15 protein-coding genes are annotated in these 16,307 nt (G+C 39.6%); all 15 read right to left on the reverse strand.

Features of this window, described 5'->3' with window-relative positions; all coding sequences use genetic code 11:
* Positions 1 to 13: 13 nt before the first annotated feature.
* The 15 genes from NST91_RS22735 to NST91_RS22805 all read right to left on the reverse strand — a co-directional run bounded on the left by NST91_RS22735 (position 14) and on the right by NST91_RS22805 (position 16,307).
* The gene (locus tag NST91_RS22735) at positions 14 to 604 is read right to left on the reverse strand and encodes a DUF6470 family protein (protein ID WP_341332962.1); all 591 of its coding nucleotides are present in this window, start codon (positions 602 to 604) and stop codon (positions 14 to 16) included.
* A 42-nt stretch (positions 605 to 646) separates the two neighbouring features.
* A complete protein-coding gene (gene flgL, locus NST91_RS22740) occupies positions 647 to 1,525 on the reverse strand; it encodes a flagellar hook-associated protein FlgL (RefSeq protein WP_341332963.1) in 879 nt (292 codons plus the stop codon).
* 9 nt (positions 1,526 to 1,534) lie between these two features.
* A complete protein-coding gene (gene flgK, locus NST91_RS22745; RefSeq protein ID WP_341332964.1) occupies positions 1,535 to 3,085 on the reverse strand; it encodes a flagellar hook-associated protein FlgK in 1,551 nt (516 codons plus the stop codon).
* A gap of 141 nt (positions 3,086 to 3,226) precedes the next feature.
* Positions 3,227 to 3,709 carry a flagellar protein FlgN gene (locus NST91_RS22750; RefSeq protein WP_341332965.1) on the reverse strand — a complete coding sequence of 161 codons (483 nt, stop codon included), beginning with the start codon at positions 3,707 to 3,709 and terminating at the stop codon, positions 3,227 to 3,229.
* 20 nt (positions 3,710 to 3,729) lie between these two features.
* Complete coding sequence (gene flgM / locus NST91_RS22755; protein WP_341332966.1) at positions 3,730 to 3,990, reverse strand: flagellar biosynthesis anti-sigma factor FlgM; 261 nt, start codon at positions 3,988 to 3,990, stop codon at positions 3,730 to 3,732.
* 72 nt (positions 3,991 to 4,062) lie between these two features.
* Positions 4,063 to 4,470 (reverse strand): TIGR03826 family flagellar region protein, encoded by a 408-nt coding sequence (locus NST91_RS22760; protein ID WP_341332967.1) that lies wholly within the window; start codon positions 4,468 to 4,470, stop codon positions 4,063 to 4,065.
* Between the two features lie 84 nt (positions 4,471 to 4,554).
* Positions 4,555 to 5,259, reverse strand: a complete 705-nt coding sequence (locus tag NST91_RS22765; protein ID WP_341332968.1) for a ComFC family protein — start codon at positions 5,257 to 5,259, stop codon at positions 4,555 to 4,557.
* A 3-nt stretch (positions 5,260 to 5,262) separates the two neighbouring features.
* Positions 5,263 to 5,544 carry a late competence development ComFB family protein gene (locus tag NST91_RS22770; protein ID WP_341332969.1) on the reverse strand — a complete coding sequence of 94 codons (282 nt, stop codon included), beginning with the start codon at positions 5,542 to 5,544 and terminating at the stop codon, positions 5,263 to 5,265.
* 187 nt (positions 5,545 to 5,731) lie between these two features.
* Positions 5,732 to 6,319, reverse strand: a complete 588-nt coding sequence (srtD, locus tag NST91_RS22775) for a class D sortase, LPxTATN-specific (RefSeq protein WP_341332970.1) — start codon at positions 6,317 to 6,319, stop codon at positions 5,732 to 5,734.
* A 66-nt stretch (positions 6,320 to 6,385) separates the two neighbouring features.
* Positions 6,386 to 7,876, reverse strand: coding sequence for an ATP-dependent helicase ComFA (locus NST91_RS22780; protein WP_341332971.1), 1,491 nt, complete (start codon positions 7,874 to 7,876; stop codon positions 6,386 to 6,388).
* A gap of 53 nt (positions 7,877 to 7,929) precedes the next feature.
* Positions 7,930 to 8,772 (reverse strand): DegV family protein, encoded by an 843-nt coding sequence (locus NST91_RS22785; protein ID WP_341332972.1) that lies wholly within the window; start codon positions 8,770 to 8,772, stop codon positions 7,930 to 7,932.
* Positions 8,773 to 8,915: 143 nt separating this feature from the next.
* The gene (locus NST91_RS22790) at positions 8,916 to 9,452 is read right to left on the reverse strand and encodes a BsuPI-related putative proteinase inhibitor (RefSeq protein ID WP_341332973.1); all 537 of its coding nucleotides are present in this window, start codon (positions 9,450 to 9,452) and stop codon (positions 8,916 to 8,918) included.
* Between the two features lie 92 nt (positions 9,453 to 9,544).
* Entirely contained in the window at positions 9,545 to 14,047 is a 4,503-nt protein-coding gene (locus NST91_RS22795; protein WP_341332974.1) for a S8 family serine peptidase, read from the reverse strand.
* Between the two features lie 449 nt (positions 14,048 to 14,496).
* Positions 14,497 to 15,339, reverse strand: coding sequence for a hypothetical protein (locus NST91_RS22800; protein ID WP_341332975.1), 843 nt, complete (start codon positions 15,337 to 15,339; stop codon positions 14,497 to 14,499).
* A gap of 71 nt (positions 15,340 to 15,410) precedes the next feature.
* Positions 15,411 to 16,307 carry a hypothetical protein gene (locus tag NST91_RS22805; protein ID WP_341332976.1) on the reverse strand — a complete coding sequence of 299 codons (897 nt, stop codon included), beginning with the start codon at positions 16,305 to 16,307 and terminating at the stop codon, positions 15,411 to 15,413.

The following is a 16,307-nucleotide window of genomic DNA, read 5'->3' on the forward strand; positions in this document are numbered from 1 at the left end:
TTCACAACCTTTTTTAAATCTGTTGCTCGTAGTTTACACCGATATATTTTAAATTAGCAAAATCTACTTTCAATGATTGTTTTTGGTCCAAAGTTATATCTACTTTTCCAGGAGTGTATTCGTGAATTGGTTTGTTAATCCCAACATTTATATTTGGTTTTTTCACATTCACTTCAATGTCTACCTCGGCCGGAACATAATTAGTCTTAACACTAAAGTGAGATGGTATCCATCCTACGTTAAACTGGAGCTCTGGTCCTTCACTATTTCTTTTGGCAATTTGTGCGATTGGATTTCCACCATTCTCTATTGTCATGAGTTCCTGGCCTTCTTGTGCTCGTCTCGCAATTCCTTCAAGGGAATCTTGGTACCCTTTATCAGCGGCTTCCGCGATACGACGTGAAATATGCTTTAAATCCATATCTGCCCATGCTTCAGTTTGATCAATTGTCAGCTTTCCCGGTGTAGTTTCGATCTTCAACTCGGCCTTTGGCTGTTCGATTGATAAATCCGCTTTAGGTTGCTTGATTTCTTGAACTGGTTTTGTAGTTCGCATACCTATTTTTGCATTCTGAGATTCTAAACGTATTTGAGCTAACTCCATAGTTTCACCTCTAATAAAAAAGCTATCTCCTAAAAAGATAGCTTAACGTAAAAAGTCCATAAGTGTTGGCTGCATAATTTTTGCGCCTACTCCAAGAGCTGCACGGTGTACTGCTTCTGCTGTTGTTAAGTTAATAATCACTTTTTCCATTTCAGCATCCTCATTTTCAGAGATAATCTTAGTTGCAATCACCTCTTGCGAACCTAGTCGTTCATCAATGAGTTCTATGCGGTTATATCTTGCCCCCAAATCTGCACGATTTGCTACGACATTGGATACATGAGAATCTATTGTATCTAGATATTTTCCAACATCTCCGTCGGAGTTAAGATCATTAATTAAATGATCAAGCTCGGTAAAGATATCATTTGTGTTACTGCCTTGTAAAAGGTCCTTAGCTTTTACATTCACATTCATGTGTATGCCTTTAGAAACTTCAAGCAATACATCACTATTTGACATTGAAATATTAGAAGTAGCTAAATCAACCGGTGCTTCTGTTGTATTTGTACCATTGAAAATAAACTTATTCCCAACCTTTGTATTCGCAATCGTTGCAATGTGCTCTTTTAATTGCTCAATCTCAACTGCAATATTAGCCTTTTCATCAGGTCCATTCGTTCCTGTACTCGCCTGCACCGTTAACTCCCTTACCCGATGAAGTGCCTGTGTCATTTTATCCATCGCATCATCGGCTGACTCCATCCAAGTGTAAGCTTCAGATAGATTGCGCTGATATTGCTCAATTTCCTTAAGGTCTGTACGATAACGCATTCCCTTGATTGCCACTACTGGATCATCAGAAGGCTTTGTGATTTTCTTTTGTGTATTTAATTGGTCCTGGTATTTTCCAAGTCTTTCATAGCTGTTGCTTAGATTTCGCAACATGTTATTCGTTAGCATCGATTGTGTTACGCGCATTTTTTACACCTACCTTCCACCAGTTCCTAGGCCGTTAATGACTCGATCAAGCATTTCATCGAGTACTGTAATCATTCTTGCAGACCCGTTGTAGGCATGCTGGAATTTGATCATGTTCGTCATTTCTTCATCTAATGAAACCGCACTAACGGACTGACGGCGGTTTTCTACAGAATCCTTCAGTACTGCCGCATTATCCGCCATACGGATTGCTTCCTGTGAATCAACTCCCATAGAACCGATAAGAGATTCATAGAAGGACTGAATACTACCTGCCTTAATTTCTGAACCTGGTATATTGCTAAAATCAGTGTTCTTTACATTTGCTAGATTTGTAGAATTCAAGCCATTTCCTGATTCCCCAGGGGCATTTGAAGCAGCGATATTACTTAAATTGTCTATGTTAGAAGAAACGCTTATTGTTGCTGCTGCGTTTTTATATCCATTGTTAAACGGTTCAAAGAAGTCGCCACCAGGATTACTTTCATCTGTTGAAGTCTTCAATGTATACCCCTGACTATGCACAGCATTGAACTGTGTGACAAACGAATATGCCATTTTATCCAAGTCATCTAGCATTTTGTTGTAGATGCCTTTTTCCTCGCCATTTTCCACATAACCGTAAGCATCAACTAATGCCTTCATTTCTCCGCTACGAATAAATGGAACAGCTTGTCCATCTAATTGAAATCCAGTAACAGGACCCGTTGGCTGATCATTTACTCCGTCACCATCTGAATCGATTGCTGGTACGACAGAAAGCTTTTTAAAATTACTTCCTTCTATCAGTTTCGTCTCAGTCCCATTTTCACCAACAATTGAAATATCTAGAATACCCTCTGCAACTGGTAATGAGTCACCACCGCTACTTCGTGGAGGATGAACCTTAACTTCAACATACTTCGAAAGCTCATCAATTAACCGATCACGTTCGTCGTATAAATCATTTGGTAAATAACCAACTGGTTCAATCTCTGAAATTTGCTTATTAATTTTACTAATTTGGTCAGAAAGCGAGTTTACTGTTTTCACAGTTACACTGATTTGCTTGCCAAAATCGTCCTTTATCGCAGTTAATGAGTTTGATAGATAGTTGAACGTGTTTGCCACCATTTCACCACGCTGGCGCACAACCGAACGTGCACCTTGGTCTTCTGGGTTAGCCGCTAAATCCTGCAGGGATTGCCAAAACTGATTCAATGTGTTTGCAAGACCCGTTTCCGTTGGCTCGTTCATTATTTCTTCCATCTTTCCTAAGGCACTTGCGCGTGTTCCCCAGTAACTGGTTTTCGTTTGCTCACCCCGGAATTGTGCGTCTATAAAGCTCTCACGCACACGTTGAATCGTACCAGCCTCAACACCTGTTCCAAGCTGACCTGGAAATTTTGGTGCATTTAGACCAGGAGATGGATATGGAGTTGTCTGGGTGAAGTTGACCCGCTGTCTTGTGTAGCCAGGTGTGCTCGCATTCGCAATATTATGTCCAGTTGTATATAATGCACTCTGCTGGGTCATCATGCCACGGCGTGCTGTTTCTAGTCCATGAAAGGTTGATACCATTTTTCCATCCTCCAATAAATCAAATGCGCCTTGGCGTATTTGCGCCCAGATTTTTTCGAGCTTGCTCGAAAAGTTCCTTTAAAAATCTGTGGCATCCGCCGAAGGCCTTTACTTATTCTCGGTAAACCACCACTGAATAAGTTAAGCTTTCGAATCGAACATTGAGCGTGTTTGCTTTTTCTCTTTTGTACCCGCTGGGTTTCCGTAAGTAGCAGTTTGTTCCTGTGGCAGTAACATGTCCAACGACATGTTCACATACTGCAATGACTGGTGTGTGAGCTGTTGATTTAATTCATTAACTGCTTTTAATTCTTGTGTCACTTTAAGCAGGTCTTCTTGTAATTCGATCAACTCCGAACGAATTGGGTCTTCAGCAACTTCGATACATTTTGATAATGTCTTCTCTTGAATTCGTGGTCCAAGCCATTTATCAACAATAGTCATCCGTTCATTTTCCATTTGCTTGATTGCTAAAATGTATTTTTGTTCTTCCTTCATTTGTTCGTTGAGGGCATCGATGTCGCCTTTTTTCAGAATTTCTTTTTTTCGCTCGGATAGCTTAAATAGGTTTTGATGTAAAATAAGTATCTTTTTGAGCGTTGAGACTAAGTTTTCAGCTGACATAATGACCCTCCTTTTTTACATTACTTTTTAAAATAAAAATCGTAAACGCTCTTCGCAACGTCCTCTACGTTCACTTTATATGTACCACTTTGTACTTGTTGCTTTAGGGCTTCAACCTTTTGTTGACGTTCAACGGTTATAGGTGAAGTTTCCTGCAACTGTTTTGCAGCCGAAGAAATCTCAACTTTATCCGTTTGAGTTGACTTTTCTGTAGCAGCTACCTCGTTCATCTGCTTCTTATATGGATTCATTCCGACTGGTCCGAACTGGTTAATTTTCATTGTAAAACCTCGCTTTCTATCCGAACTTTATTTCTTTTTACTTATATCGGCAGCGACATGAAAAAGTTTAGATTATTTATCAACAAAATACGTTCTTTTTTCACGATTTCGTAGTTCCTGGATTCGTTTCTGCTCTTTTTCGAAAGTTGATAATTCACTGCGAAGTTCATTTACACATTCATCACATAAATTTCCTTCCCTAATTATAGTACGACATTTTTGACAAGGATATCCAAGGTTTGGAAATTGCGCCAGACGCAATCTGCCTGTCTTAATAAATTTGATGATTAATTCCTCATCAACACCCGTGCCCTCTGAGGTCTCAAAAATGGTAGCTGTCCGATTTTCTTTTTTTCTAATGAACGTATAAACTGTTTCGAATGCGATTTCTTCTTCTTTATAGCATGTTTCACAAACATCACGTAGATTCGTTTTCACAAAAACACTGCCACAATTTGGGCAATTCGCTAGTTCTGCCATTTTGACTCTCTCCTCAATCACCTTTTTTCTATCTATTATATCGGTGGTTTTAAAGGAGTTTATAGTGAAAGTTTTTTGAAATGACTATCCCCTCATCAAAGTCAAAGCGGAGACCGATTTCGCCCCAGCCTCTAGCAACACTTTCCCCGCATGCCTCAGCGTCGATCCCGTTGTATAAATATCATCCACTAACAAAATTTCTTTACCCTGAACCTCTCCAGTCACACGGAATACATTTTCGGCAAGAATTCGCTCGGAACGGCTCTTTTTCGATTGCTTCTCAAGGTGAGTCCTCGCCAGCACTTCATGTACCTGCACATCTAACAATGCTGCTAACGCCTTAGCCTGGTTAAATCCACGTTCAAACAATCGCTCGTCACTTAATGGAATGGGAACAACAAGATTGGAAGAATTAAAATGAGTTTTGAAAGCTTTTTTAAGAGGGGTTTTAAAGATGGAAGAAATCACATAATCACCGCGGAATTTATAGAGAGAGATCACATCTTTTGCAAAGTCATTATAGAGATAAATCGACCGGTTCTTTGTGAGGACACCCTGCCAACGAGAATCCTGGTCCCACCGAACGCAGTCATAGCAGAGGTTTCCTTCGCGATATTCATCTGCCACACCCGAAAAAGGTCGTCCGCAACATTCACAAAGTTCACCTTCTATCATTTCGAATTTCTCACTACAAGTAGAACAAAGTGGATCAGGCTCTACTAGAGAAAACAAGGATGCCCATGAATCCACTTCTTCAAAATATTGATGACAAAGTATACATGTAGACATCGGTTAGTTCCTTTGAAAATTAGCGCATTGAGGATTTTTTGCTACGATGTTCACGGCTTCTGCGATTTTCACATAGATATTAGCCATCATTTGTTTATTAAAATATTGAGCACGAACATACGCCATACCACTATCTTTCGAGACATAACGCGGCTGTATATTATTAAGCGTGAGGGCAAATACATCATTTTTACACTGTTCACATTTACAAGGCAGGTTAAATTCAGACCAATTATCATTAATTGCTTCAGCTACTAATGGCTCCATTGCATTAAAAACCTTCATATGAACCTCTCCATTCTCTTTATCTTTTTTCATTATTACATGATAAACATAAATTGGAAATGATTTTGTCCTCCTCCATTAATTTGACATCACTTTGTAATATTCCTTTTAAACGCTTGAAAAACTATACTTTGGACCTATCCAAAAACCCCTATGCCAGATTCCGTCCGGCTTAGGGGTCACAAGGTCAATTCACCATTTTTCCATAGAAAATAAAGCGGTGTGGCGCGTTTCCAATGTATCCGAATGGATAACAGGTTGTCACTACAAGCTCCTCATTTGGGGCCGTTGATTTAATGATGGTCCGGTCGTCCGCATCCACGATTTTTGTGTCCACAATTTCATAGGTAAAATCACCGTATGGCATTTTCACAACAAAAGTGTCACCAATCTCGAGCTCATCAAATCGTCTAAAAGTTGTATCGCGGTGACCGGATAGAACGATTTGATCATTTTGCGTAGGTAGCGCGGTGCCGAGATAATGCCCCACACCCTTTGCCAGCTCATCCTCATCCGTTCCCTCGATAATTGGCATTTTCTCACCAAGCTTTGGAACTTCTAAAACTCCCATTGTCTCGCCTTTTTCAAAAGTTGGAATTACCATATCCTTCTTTGCTTCTTCCTCTACAGGATTCGTTGAAATGAGTTCCTCCGCCTGAACCAATGCTTCTTTTTGTGCTTGATTTGAATCCCAAATTTGAAAAACCGAGTAACCTGTCAATGATACTCCACCGATGATTAACAAAAGCGCAAACGTATAAACAACCTTTTTCACTGGAAACCACCACCATATTCGTTCTTTGTCCGTTACCTTTAATCATAATCAAAATGGGCTGCAAAATCAATCAATGAAGCCATTTTGGAGAGCCTCTTTGTTCATTTTTTCGATATGCTGTTTCGCCTTCACCATTTCCATTGTTCTTCCAAAATGAAAAAATAATATCTGACCGGTTGGAAATTGAGCGCTGCGGCCAACCCGGCCTGAAATTTGCACTAAGGCACTCTCCGTAAAAATTCGATCCTCTGCGCCCAGGACGGCCACATCAATATTCGGAACAGTTACTCCTCTTTCTAAAATGGTCGTTGTGACGATAATTGGGATTTCGCCAGTACGAAATCGAGCTACCTTTTCTTTACGATCGGGGGCCTCAGCATGGACACCTTGTATTCGTGGTTCGATAGACTGCAAAACTTGGACGATGCTTTCCAGATATGTAATACGTGGGACAAACAAAAAAGCCTGTTTCCCCTTTTCAAGATGTTCCTTAATCCAGGCCATCAGATTCCCTGGCAATCTCTTCTTTTTTAGTCTTTTCTCCCAGTTCCCGCACCATACATACTCAGGCACAGGCAATGGTTGACGATGGTACCTCGCAGGAATCGTGACAGCTTTTCTTTTCCCGGCTGAAATTTCTTTTTTCCATGTTTTATTTGGAGTGGCGGTAAGGTAGATGGTGGACGAGATATCCTTTTTAGCTTGGTTGACAGCATATTGAAGCATCGGTTCCACGGAATACGGGAAGGCGTCCACTTCATCGATGATGATCATGTCGAAGGCTTTGTAAAAGCGAAGCAATTGGTGGGTTGTGGAGAGTGTAATGGGGGCTGTTTTGTTACGATCCTCGCTCCCTCCATACAAGGCGATGACATCAACCTGGGGGAATGCGGCTTTTATCCGAGGGGCTAGCTCAATGACAACATCGGTTCGTGGTGTAGCGATACAAACTCTTTTACCAGCTTGAAGTGCTGTTTCAATTCCTTCAAACAGAATCTCTGTTTTTCCCGCTCCACAGACGGCCCAAATCAGAAGCTGATCATTTGTCTGAACAGCCCGTATAAGTTCAGTTGAAGCTTTTTGTTGTCCAGCTGAGAGTGATCCTTCCCACACAAGAGGTTTAGCAGGGATTTCACCCGTCGGACTTGGCCCCGCCCAACTTACCATAACTGTACATTCACTCATCCGCCCCATATTAATGCACTTCCTGCAATACGTACATTCCTGCTGACATCGCGCACATTCAAACAAGGCAAAAAGCTTTTGGTCCGAATTCCCACAGCGAACACAGGAATACCCTTCTTTAGTTTTTGTGATGCATTTTCGATAATGCACAAAACCATTCACATAATGTTGTTGTATGTCTTCAAGAGAAAACGGAATTTCTTCGAGTAGGAGTTGCTTGCCGTAGAGTAGTTGTTGGAGTTCCGGAGAGTAGTCATAAGAGGGATTTAGTGGTTGGGAGTGGCCAGATTCATGATCTGAAATTCGTTTGACTCCAGGCTTGTCCGATAAATGTTCGGGGATTAATAGTTCGTTTTCTAGTAAAAATCTCATAAGGTTCCTCCAACTTTTTTAAAAAACAGCGCCGCAAAGTACGGCGCAATCTTTTATTTCATATACCATCCTAACCCAATTGCACCTTCACCAAGATGGGTTCCAATTACCGGGCCAAAATAGCTTAGTAAAAATTCAACATGTGGATATTTCTTTTCAAGCTCAGCCTTTAATTCCTTTGCTTCCTCTTCAATGTTTGCATGAATCAATGCTGCACGCATTGGCACACCCTTACTCGCATCTTCATCAAATAATTCGAATACACGATTCAATGCTTTTTTACGAGTGCGAATTTTTTCAAAAGGTACAATCAATTTATCATCAAAGTGAAGGATCGGCTTCACTTGAAGCAAGCTACCTACAAAAGCCGCAGCCCCGCTCAAACGGCCGCCACGCTGAAGATTCGTCAGATCATCCACCATAAAATAGGCGCGAACAGTTTTTTTAATTTCTTGAAGACGTTCCATAATTTCGGCCGCATCTTTACCTTCATTCGCCATTTCTGCAGCTTCCAACGCGTAAAAGCCCTGTACCATACAGCTGATTTCAGAGTCAAATGAGTAGACCTTTACACCTTCTACCATCTCGCCCGCTGTCACGGAACCTTGGTAAGTCCCACTAATTCCACTTGAGAGATGAATGCTGATGATTGTATCATTTTCTTTTCCGAGCTTTTCAAACAACTCTACGAACTCTCCAATTGGCGGCTGTGAAGTTGTTGGCAATTCTTTGCGCGCCTTTAGTTCATCGTAAAACGCCTCCGCAGTAATGTCGACTTCTTCGCGATAGCTTTCTTCACCCAATACGACACTTAGCGGAATCATATGTATATTAAGTTTTTCACGGAGTTCCAGTGGTATGTAAGCTGTACTATCAGTTACAATCGCCGTTTTCATATATTTTACCTTCCTGTCTGAGTTTCTTTATAATTTCCATTCTAAATGAAATTGACGGGTATGTCACTTGTTTATCTGTATATAGTTACTGGATGAAATATGCTCAGCAAACTGTTAATGACCCCATGAAAACCTAATAAGATTTATTCAACCCGAAAAGTTAATTCTTCTTTCAGACTTTCCATTCCCCTTGCAGCTGCCCAAATGGATATTCTATATTCACCTTTTTCTAATTTTGGAAGTCCTGCTTCAAAAGTTAACGTCTTTCCTTTAGCAAATAAAACATCCCTAATGACTTGTGCAAAAACATGTTCATCTGAATAACGGTACACTAAATCCCCAGCTTCATTATATATTTCATAGTCATACTCCTGAGCAGATGGGAATTGCAAACGAATATCTTGATCCCCCGCATTATAAATTTCGTAAATTATTGAAATTCCATTGTTCATTTCCTTTTTTGAAATGGATGCTTTTAGATGATTCGGCCCTATGACCTTTTTCCTTGAACTAATGATTTTTCCTAACTTTTTACGATTATCTCTCATATCTCCCTCACCCTCCGTTATTATCGTTTCCTTCTCCTCTTTTATTACATCATCGGATTGCTCTTGTGTAATAAATATGATGAAACAAATGAATGCGACCCCGCCAATCAGATAGAGTAGGATTTTCTTCATTTTCATCTCCTTTTAAAATTTATGTGTGTTCGTATAAAAAAACCTACCTCTACTATAAATTTTTTGCAGTAAAGGTAGGTTTCGATTAAGAATTATAGTGTAACATTTTTATTTCTTCTGTTCAGAATAAACAGTGCAATAACGCCAGCAAGTAGTAAAGCTCCCCCTATTAAAAGGTAATTGAACATGGAAGTTGCTGTTGTTGGAAGCTTTCCTCCTTTGTTATGGTTATCGCCATTCTTACCTGAATTATTAGGTTGTTTTCCTGTGTTGTCCGGCTTCGGATCTTGTGGTTTAGGATCTTCTGGTTTCGGATCTTGTGGGTCAGGATTTGGTTGTGGATCTGGATCTCCCGGTCTTGGATTCTCCGGCTCCACTTTCGGTTTAATATTGTTCACTTTTATTACTTGTACTGCTTCAGTTCCATCGCTATTTTTCACGTAAACTGTGTACGAACCATTTTTAATGACTGTAAAGGATTTTTCCTCAAGGTCAATATCCATTCCAGCATCTTGGAAATCAGCGACTGTCTTTTCACCTTCTAACCATTTCATTGCAACTACATCACCATCTACATCAACTTTAATGATAACTGGACCTTCTGTTGGCTCAGTAGTGGATGGTGTAAGTTCAATTGTAACTGGTTCAGTTGGCTCAACAATATTTTCCACTTTAATGGTTTTTAGTGCTTCTGCACCCTCAAGGTTTTTCACATAAACTGTATATGTGTCATTTACAACAACATCAAACGTTTTTGTTTCTGGGTCAATGTCTGCCCCAGCATTGTCAAAGTCTGTTGCTGTTTTTTCACCTTGTAACCATTTCATTGCGACTAGATCACTTTCGCTATCTGTTGCAATTGTAATCGATACAGGACCTTCTGTTGGTTCTGTTGTTGATGGAGTAAGTTCGATTGAAATTGGTTTTACTGGTTCAACAATATTGTCCACAACAATTGTTTGCACCGCTTCTACACCTGCAGTATTTTTCGCATATACAGTATACGTACCGTTAGCAGATACATCAAATGCAAGCGTTTCAAGATTTACTTCATTTCCAGCCTCTGCAAAATCAGAAACCTCTTTCTGTCCTTCTAACCATTTAACCGCTTCAAGTTCTTCTTCACTGTCTGTTGTAACAGTTACAGTGATTGGACCTTCAGTCGGTTCTGTAGTTGATGATGTTAATTCAATCGCGATTGGCGCTGGTGGCACAACGATATTCTCAACAGTAATTGTTTGTATTGCTTCTACACCCACACTATTTTTCGCATAAACAGTGTACATGCCATTTTCAACTACATCAAATTTCTTTTCTTCAAGGCTAATATCGATTCCGCCTTCAACAAAGTCTGCTGCTGTTTTTTCACCTTTCAACCATTTAAGAGCAACAAGTTCCTCTTCACTATCAGTTTCAACACTTACAGTAACTGGTCCTTCTGTTTCTTCAGTTGTAGAAGGTGTTAATGAAACAGCAAATTCTTTTGGCTCCTCAGCTTCTTTTACTGGAAGCTTGACTTCTTGAGTTGCAGAGTTTGCTACACTATCTTCAACTGCAAGTGTCAACGTATTTTCACCCGCCTGAAGACCTGTCAACGGAATTTCAAATGAACCGTCTTGTTCAATTGTAATTGAATCCTGACCAATTGTACTACCATCTTTATTTGTTACTACATACGAAACATCTAATTGTTCATTTACGTCGTATGGAATACCAAACAAACCTTCAACAGTTGATTTAAAATCAATAAATTTATCTGTGATTAACCCTTTCACAGTAATTTCAGATCCTTCAATTTCTCCTTCAACTGTGTCGAACGAAATTTCTGGAGAAGACGTTTTAATAAACAATGGACCATCATCACCAAGTAATGTTTCTGGTTCAAATGTCTCAGCATTCCATGACAGCATGTCTACTGTGTAGACGCCTTCTGGTGCAACAGCAGGCTCACCAGTCGGCCACTCGAAGTATGTGCCATCAATTCCGTTTAATGTGTAATACCCAGCTGAAAGGGAATCTAGATACATAAACCCTAAATAACCATCTCCAAATGCACCGCCTTCTGGATTTACTGCATCCCATAATTCAATGGTTACTAAATCCTCATCCCCCAACAACCCTAATTCAAGGCTTGCTTCTTCATGCTTTCCATCACCATTAGGAGAGATTCCATACTCATTAAGGAAGTAGTACTCCAGCCCTGACGGACCTTCGTCAGAAAATGCTACTGCAAATGGTAATGCTAGTTTTGTTCCTTCACTTACAATATGGATATACCCTAGTAATTCATTACCTGGTGAATCCTCACCCGCAGGTACGGTTAATGCAACCGTAAGAGTTTCTTTGCCGTTAAGCGTAAACGATGATTTGTTAACGGTAACCTCAGCGTCTTCTAATGCACCTGTTGCAGCTTTGGTCACTTCCACACTTACATCAAAGTTTTTGGTCTTACTAACTAGGTCTTTTACTTCAATTTCCTTTGTAATAACTGTTTCTTTTTCTGGATTAGGAACAACCTTTCCAAATGTAACGGTTCCTTTTTTATGATTATGTGTCTGGCCTTCAAACTCTGTTGTATCTAATGCATATGCTAAAGCTTCAGCATTAATAGCCTCTAGTGGTTGAACTCGACCAGCACCTTGTGCAAAGACATCATATAATTTTTTGTCTAATTGTTTTGCAGTATTAGATAATGCTACTTTAATATCAGATGGTTCCCAATTTGGATTTTTTGATAAAAGCAATGCTGCGATTCCCGCTACATGCGGTGTTGCCATACTTGTACCAGTAAAACGATCATAGCTTTCCGAATAATCTGCATCAGGATAATCCTTTCCGTATGCAGGCACAGAAGACATGATATTTGTCCCTGGTGCTGAGACATCTGGCTTAATATCAAAGTTTGGTGTGGATGGACCACGTGAGCTTGAATCGTTAATATCGTCTCCCGCAACCGTACCTTTTACATAATTACTGAATGTTACTTGACCAAGCTTGTTATCCGTAGCAGCAATGGCGTCTCTGAATTCCTTTCCTTTTACGGTTGGAATATCGTATGTCGGGATAAACTTGAATGAATCCCCTAATAAGAATCCTGCCGGACCTGCATCTGGAACATTATTATGTATAATGATACCTAATGCACCAGCTTCCTTTGCAGCAGCAATCTTATCAACAAACGCAATGTCCCCACGTGATACAAGGGCTATTTTTCCTTTTACATCTAGACCGTTATAGTCTGCAGGTGCACCCAGTCCTGGTACTGCAACTACATCAAACGTTCCTGATAATGTCTCTTCTGGGTCAGAAGCGAAAGTCCAGCCCATTAAGCCTACATTATACTCGTCCTCAAAATCGCCAGCCTTAACATTGATAGTAGATTGTATTGTTTCAGAAGGTAAAGTAGAGTTTCCAACTGAAATAGCTAGAGAAGCAGTCGATGGATTTCCGATAGACGAACGTCCTGGCCCACTATTACCTGTTGCAACTACTGCTGTTACACCTTTAAGAACAGCATTGTTAATCGCGATAGAATCCGGCGCAGTTTCGCTATTACTTCCTCCACCTAATGAAAGATTAATAATATCCATACCTTCTTCTACAGCCTTCTCAATTCCAGCAATAATTCCAGAAGTTGCTCCACTACCATAAGCACCTAGAACACGGTACGCGTAGAGGTCAACTTTTGGTGCAATTCCTTTAATTCCATATGGATTGGCACCGATAGCAGCAATTGTGCCTGCAACGTGAGTACCATGATCTGTATAGAACGTGTGACCAGTTGAATTGACTTCTGGCTTATGATCTGGTCGATCCTCCGGCGTTGTTTCATATGGGTCATTATCAGCACGACCGCGAGTATAATCGCTACCATGTATTACAAAGTTGTATCCACCTTTATAAACACCTTCAAATTCAGGATGATTGTAATCAATTCCAGTATCTAATACTGCTACTTTTACATTTTCACCTTCATAGCCCATATCCCAAATTGCAGGTACATCTAAGTAAGAATTACTAGTGTTCATCGTTGCAGAAACGTCATCATCAACAGGTGTGATATCTTGTAACGCATAACGTTCACTATCCGGCTCAACTCGTACAACACCTTTGATATTCACGAGCTTTTGGATGTCCTTTGCTGGTAATGTTAAAGACACACCATTAAATACTTTTTGATAGGAGTATCCTTTCTTCCCATCAATCCTTGCTTCCTTTAGTTTCTTATCAAATGAAGCCTGTTGTTCAACAACTTTCTTTTCAGCAGCCGCCTCCTGTGATGCTGAAAATGTTTGTCCCTTCAGTTCTTTTTTCCCTTTTTCAAGAGCAACTGGATTCTCCGAAAGTTGTACAATGACAGAAACCTTTTTGTTTCCATTTAAGTTCACCAAGGATGGGTGAATCGTTGGTTTTTCCGAAACAAGAGCTTCCTGCGCTTCAATAACTTGCTTTATTGCTGATCTCCGTTCGTCTAAATTAATATCTTTCGTTGAGGTAGATTCCGCGGATACAAGTCCTGGAGCAAAAAATGAAAAAACGAGCACAAAGATTAGTAAACTGGTAAAGAGCTTATTAAACTTCCTATTTTTCGACAATACCTATTCCCCTCTCTTATCTTTATATCTTTAAGGACCATATCTAGTACTCTATTTTCCCCTCCCATCGTTACCCAATAAATGGTAGCTATTGAAACAATCTAAATGTTACTATAGTCAAACCCTTCTATAAATATTTAAAATTCGGAAGAATACGACAACTATTGTACTTTTTTGTAATAAAATGTTTACAGTGAATATACAAACTTTAGTGAAATATCCCTTTACTACAATAAATCTAAATCATTTAAAACAATTACTTAACTTGTCGCTTTATGTCTATAAGTTAGTTATAAAGCACTATACGAATGACCCCCATAAAGTGCAACTACCTTAATAGATATTCTATAACCAGCATTTACTAATCTTTAAAAAACATAAAAATAACGGGATTACGATATCGTCTCCCGTTCTTCTAACTATCTATTATTTTTTCGTTTCGAAGCATGCTACTCAACTTCCTCTGTTGTTTCATCTTTTGTTTCAGGTTCTACAGGCGGTGCATCTAAAGCTTTTTGCTCTTGTTCAAGACTTGTTTGGAGCTCCTTTTTTTCCTGTTTTAGCTTATCAATTTCCTTCAATAGCTTTACTATTTCATTGTTTCTTTCATCCAATTGTTTCTCTTGAGATTCAAGCTTTTCTAGTAAATCCGGAGCAAGAGTTTTAACGATAACTTCACTCGATTCTTCTTCCAAATTCACACCCTTAGCTAAAAAAGCAATCAGGTTTGCTAGGTCTTCAATGGCTTTAGGATCATCAACCTTGTCTAATTTCGGATAGTTTCTTACAATTTCATCATCAATTCGACCTAACAAATAATCAATGTCTAGCTCAATATCCTTTGTTGCGATAACTTGACCATCAAAATTCTTTGCAGTGAGTTTTCCTTTGACAGTTGTTTCCTTTCCAGAGAACTTCATCGTTAAAAGCTCTAAAAATTGATAGGCGTTAATATTGGCTTCGAGCGGAATAGAGTAGGTTCCATTTTTTTCAGCATTGATTGGATTGATATGTAAAATGTATTCGGCCAAATCTCCTTCAATCGAAAAGCCGACATCGGGTCGATAACCATAATCACTATCACGGACCACCTCAACTACTAAACTACTATCATTTTTCTTAATCACTTCTACATGCTTAATCAGGTCTTCCGCTGAAGCAGTCGAAACATTGATTACATCTTGATATTGGGTGGTAAAGTATGAGAATGTAGGAGTATTTGCTTGTAAAATGGCGGAGATTAATATGCCCGCTGATAAAAATCCAGTTGCTCTTAGAATCGTTTTTTTCAATCAAGTCACCTCCCGATTATGGTGATGCATAGACTGACAATTTTAAATGTCAGCCTATGCCATTGTAAAAATTAGTTTGAAGTAAACCAATTGTATAGAGCTTTAGATTCGATAGATAAGTATGGTCCGAGAACAGCATTAAACCTTACTACCCCATCAACAGATGTATCAACAGTACTTGTTCTCCATACCTGAGATTCACTCGCATAGTATTCTTTTTCTGTATACACACGGTAATATAGTTTGCCATTAAAGGTTTCCCCAACTACTTTTACATTACCAACCTTAGTTTCAAAATCTCCAGCTGTTTCACCCTTGTTGATTTCAATTACCTTATATCCTTCTTTATTCACATAAAAATTAACTTCTTTCTCAGAAGTCTTTCTAGTAGAACCGTTCGGTGTTGCCTTAAATGCAACTGCCCCAGTATAATACGGTGGTCCTTCAACTTCCTCTTCAGGATCAACCTGGGTTGCTGTAACCTCTAATTTCATGTTTCCAGTCTTACCTTGGAATGCAATGTCATTGTCACCATGTGGCCAGCTTGCAAGAATGCGGTAGCTTTCAGAGTCATTTTCTGGCTTAAATGTGGTGGAGTAGTCAACCTTCGTCCACACACCCGCTACATCCTTCTGAAGTTCAAGAGCAATAGGTGTATCTCCAGTCAACAATTCGCCACTTGGCGTGAAGTTCACGCTGTACTCAACAGGAAGCTTCGTGTCGTTTTTGTTAATTGTAAAGTTGTACACTTCAACAGGCTCCATACCTGGATAGAAATCTTCCCCTAGATTGAACTTTCCGTCCCCAATAGTTTGACCATCACTATCCACAACATCCACATTAAAAACAGCAGCCTTTGCTGGGTTATTGTCACTAACGAACTGCTTCGTAAAATAAGCTGTTGTTGCAACAATCGCAATTGCAATAATTAAGAGGGAAGCTAGGCCGAATAAAGCTTTTTTCTTCAT

It is taken from the genome of Ferdinandcohnia sp. FSL W7-1320, from assembly GCF_038050315.1.
Lineage (GTDB): Bacteria > Bacillota > Bacilli > Bacillales > Bacillaceae_L > Ferdinandcohnia > Ferdinandcohnia aciditolerans.

Excerpts from the sequence above, each read along its gene's own strand:
- NST91_RS22785 (WP_341332972.1), bottom strand. The coding sequence starts at position 8,772 with ATGAAAACGGCGATTGTAACTGATAGTACAGCTTACATACCACTGGAA.
- NST91_RS22805 (WP_341332976.1), bottom strand. The coding sequence starts at position 16,307 with ATGAAGAAAAAAGCTTTATTCGGCCTAGCTTCCCTCTTAATTATTGCA.
- NST91_RS22750 (WP_341332965.1), bottom strand. The coding sequence starts at position 3,709 with ATGTCAGCTGAAAACTTAGTCTCAACGCTCAAAAAGATACTTATTTTA.
- NST91_RS22765 (WP_341332968.1), bottom strand. The coding sequence starts at position 5,259 with ATGTCTACATGTATACTTTGTCATCAATATTTTGAAGAAGTGGATTCA.
- NST91_RS22770 (WP_341332969.1), bottom strand. The coding sequence starts at position 5,544 with ATGAAGGTTTTTAATGCAATGGAGCCATTAGTAGCTGAAGCAATTAAT.
- NST91_RS22760 (WP_341332967.1), bottom strand. The coding sequence starts at position 4,470 with ATGGCAGAACTAGCGAATTGCCCAAATTGTGGCAGTGTTTTTGTGAAA.
- flgK (WP_341332964.1), bottom strand. The coding sequence starts at position 3,085 with ATGGTATCAACCTTTCATGGACTAGAAACAGCACGCCGTGGCATGATG.
- NST91_RS22780 (WP_341332971.1), bottom strand. The coding sequence starts at position 7,876 with ATGAGATTTTTACTAGAAAACGAACTATTAATCCCCGAACATTTATCG.
- NST91_RS22790 (WP_341332973.1), bottom strand. The coding sequence starts at position 9,452 with ATGAAGAAAATCCTACTCTATCTGATTGGCGGGGTCGCATTCATTTGT.
- flgL (WP_341332963.1), bottom strand. The coding sequence starts at position 1,525 with ATGCGCGTAACACAATCGATGCTAACGAATAACATGTTGCGAAATCTA.
- NST91_RS22735 (WP_341332962.1), bottom strand. The coding sequence starts at position 604 with ATGGAGTTAGCTCAAATACGTTTAGAATCTCAGAATGCAAAAATAGGT.
- flgM (WP_341332966.1), bottom strand. The coding sequence starts at position 3,990 with ATGAAAATTAACCAGTTCGGACCAGTCGGAATGAATCCATATAAGAAG.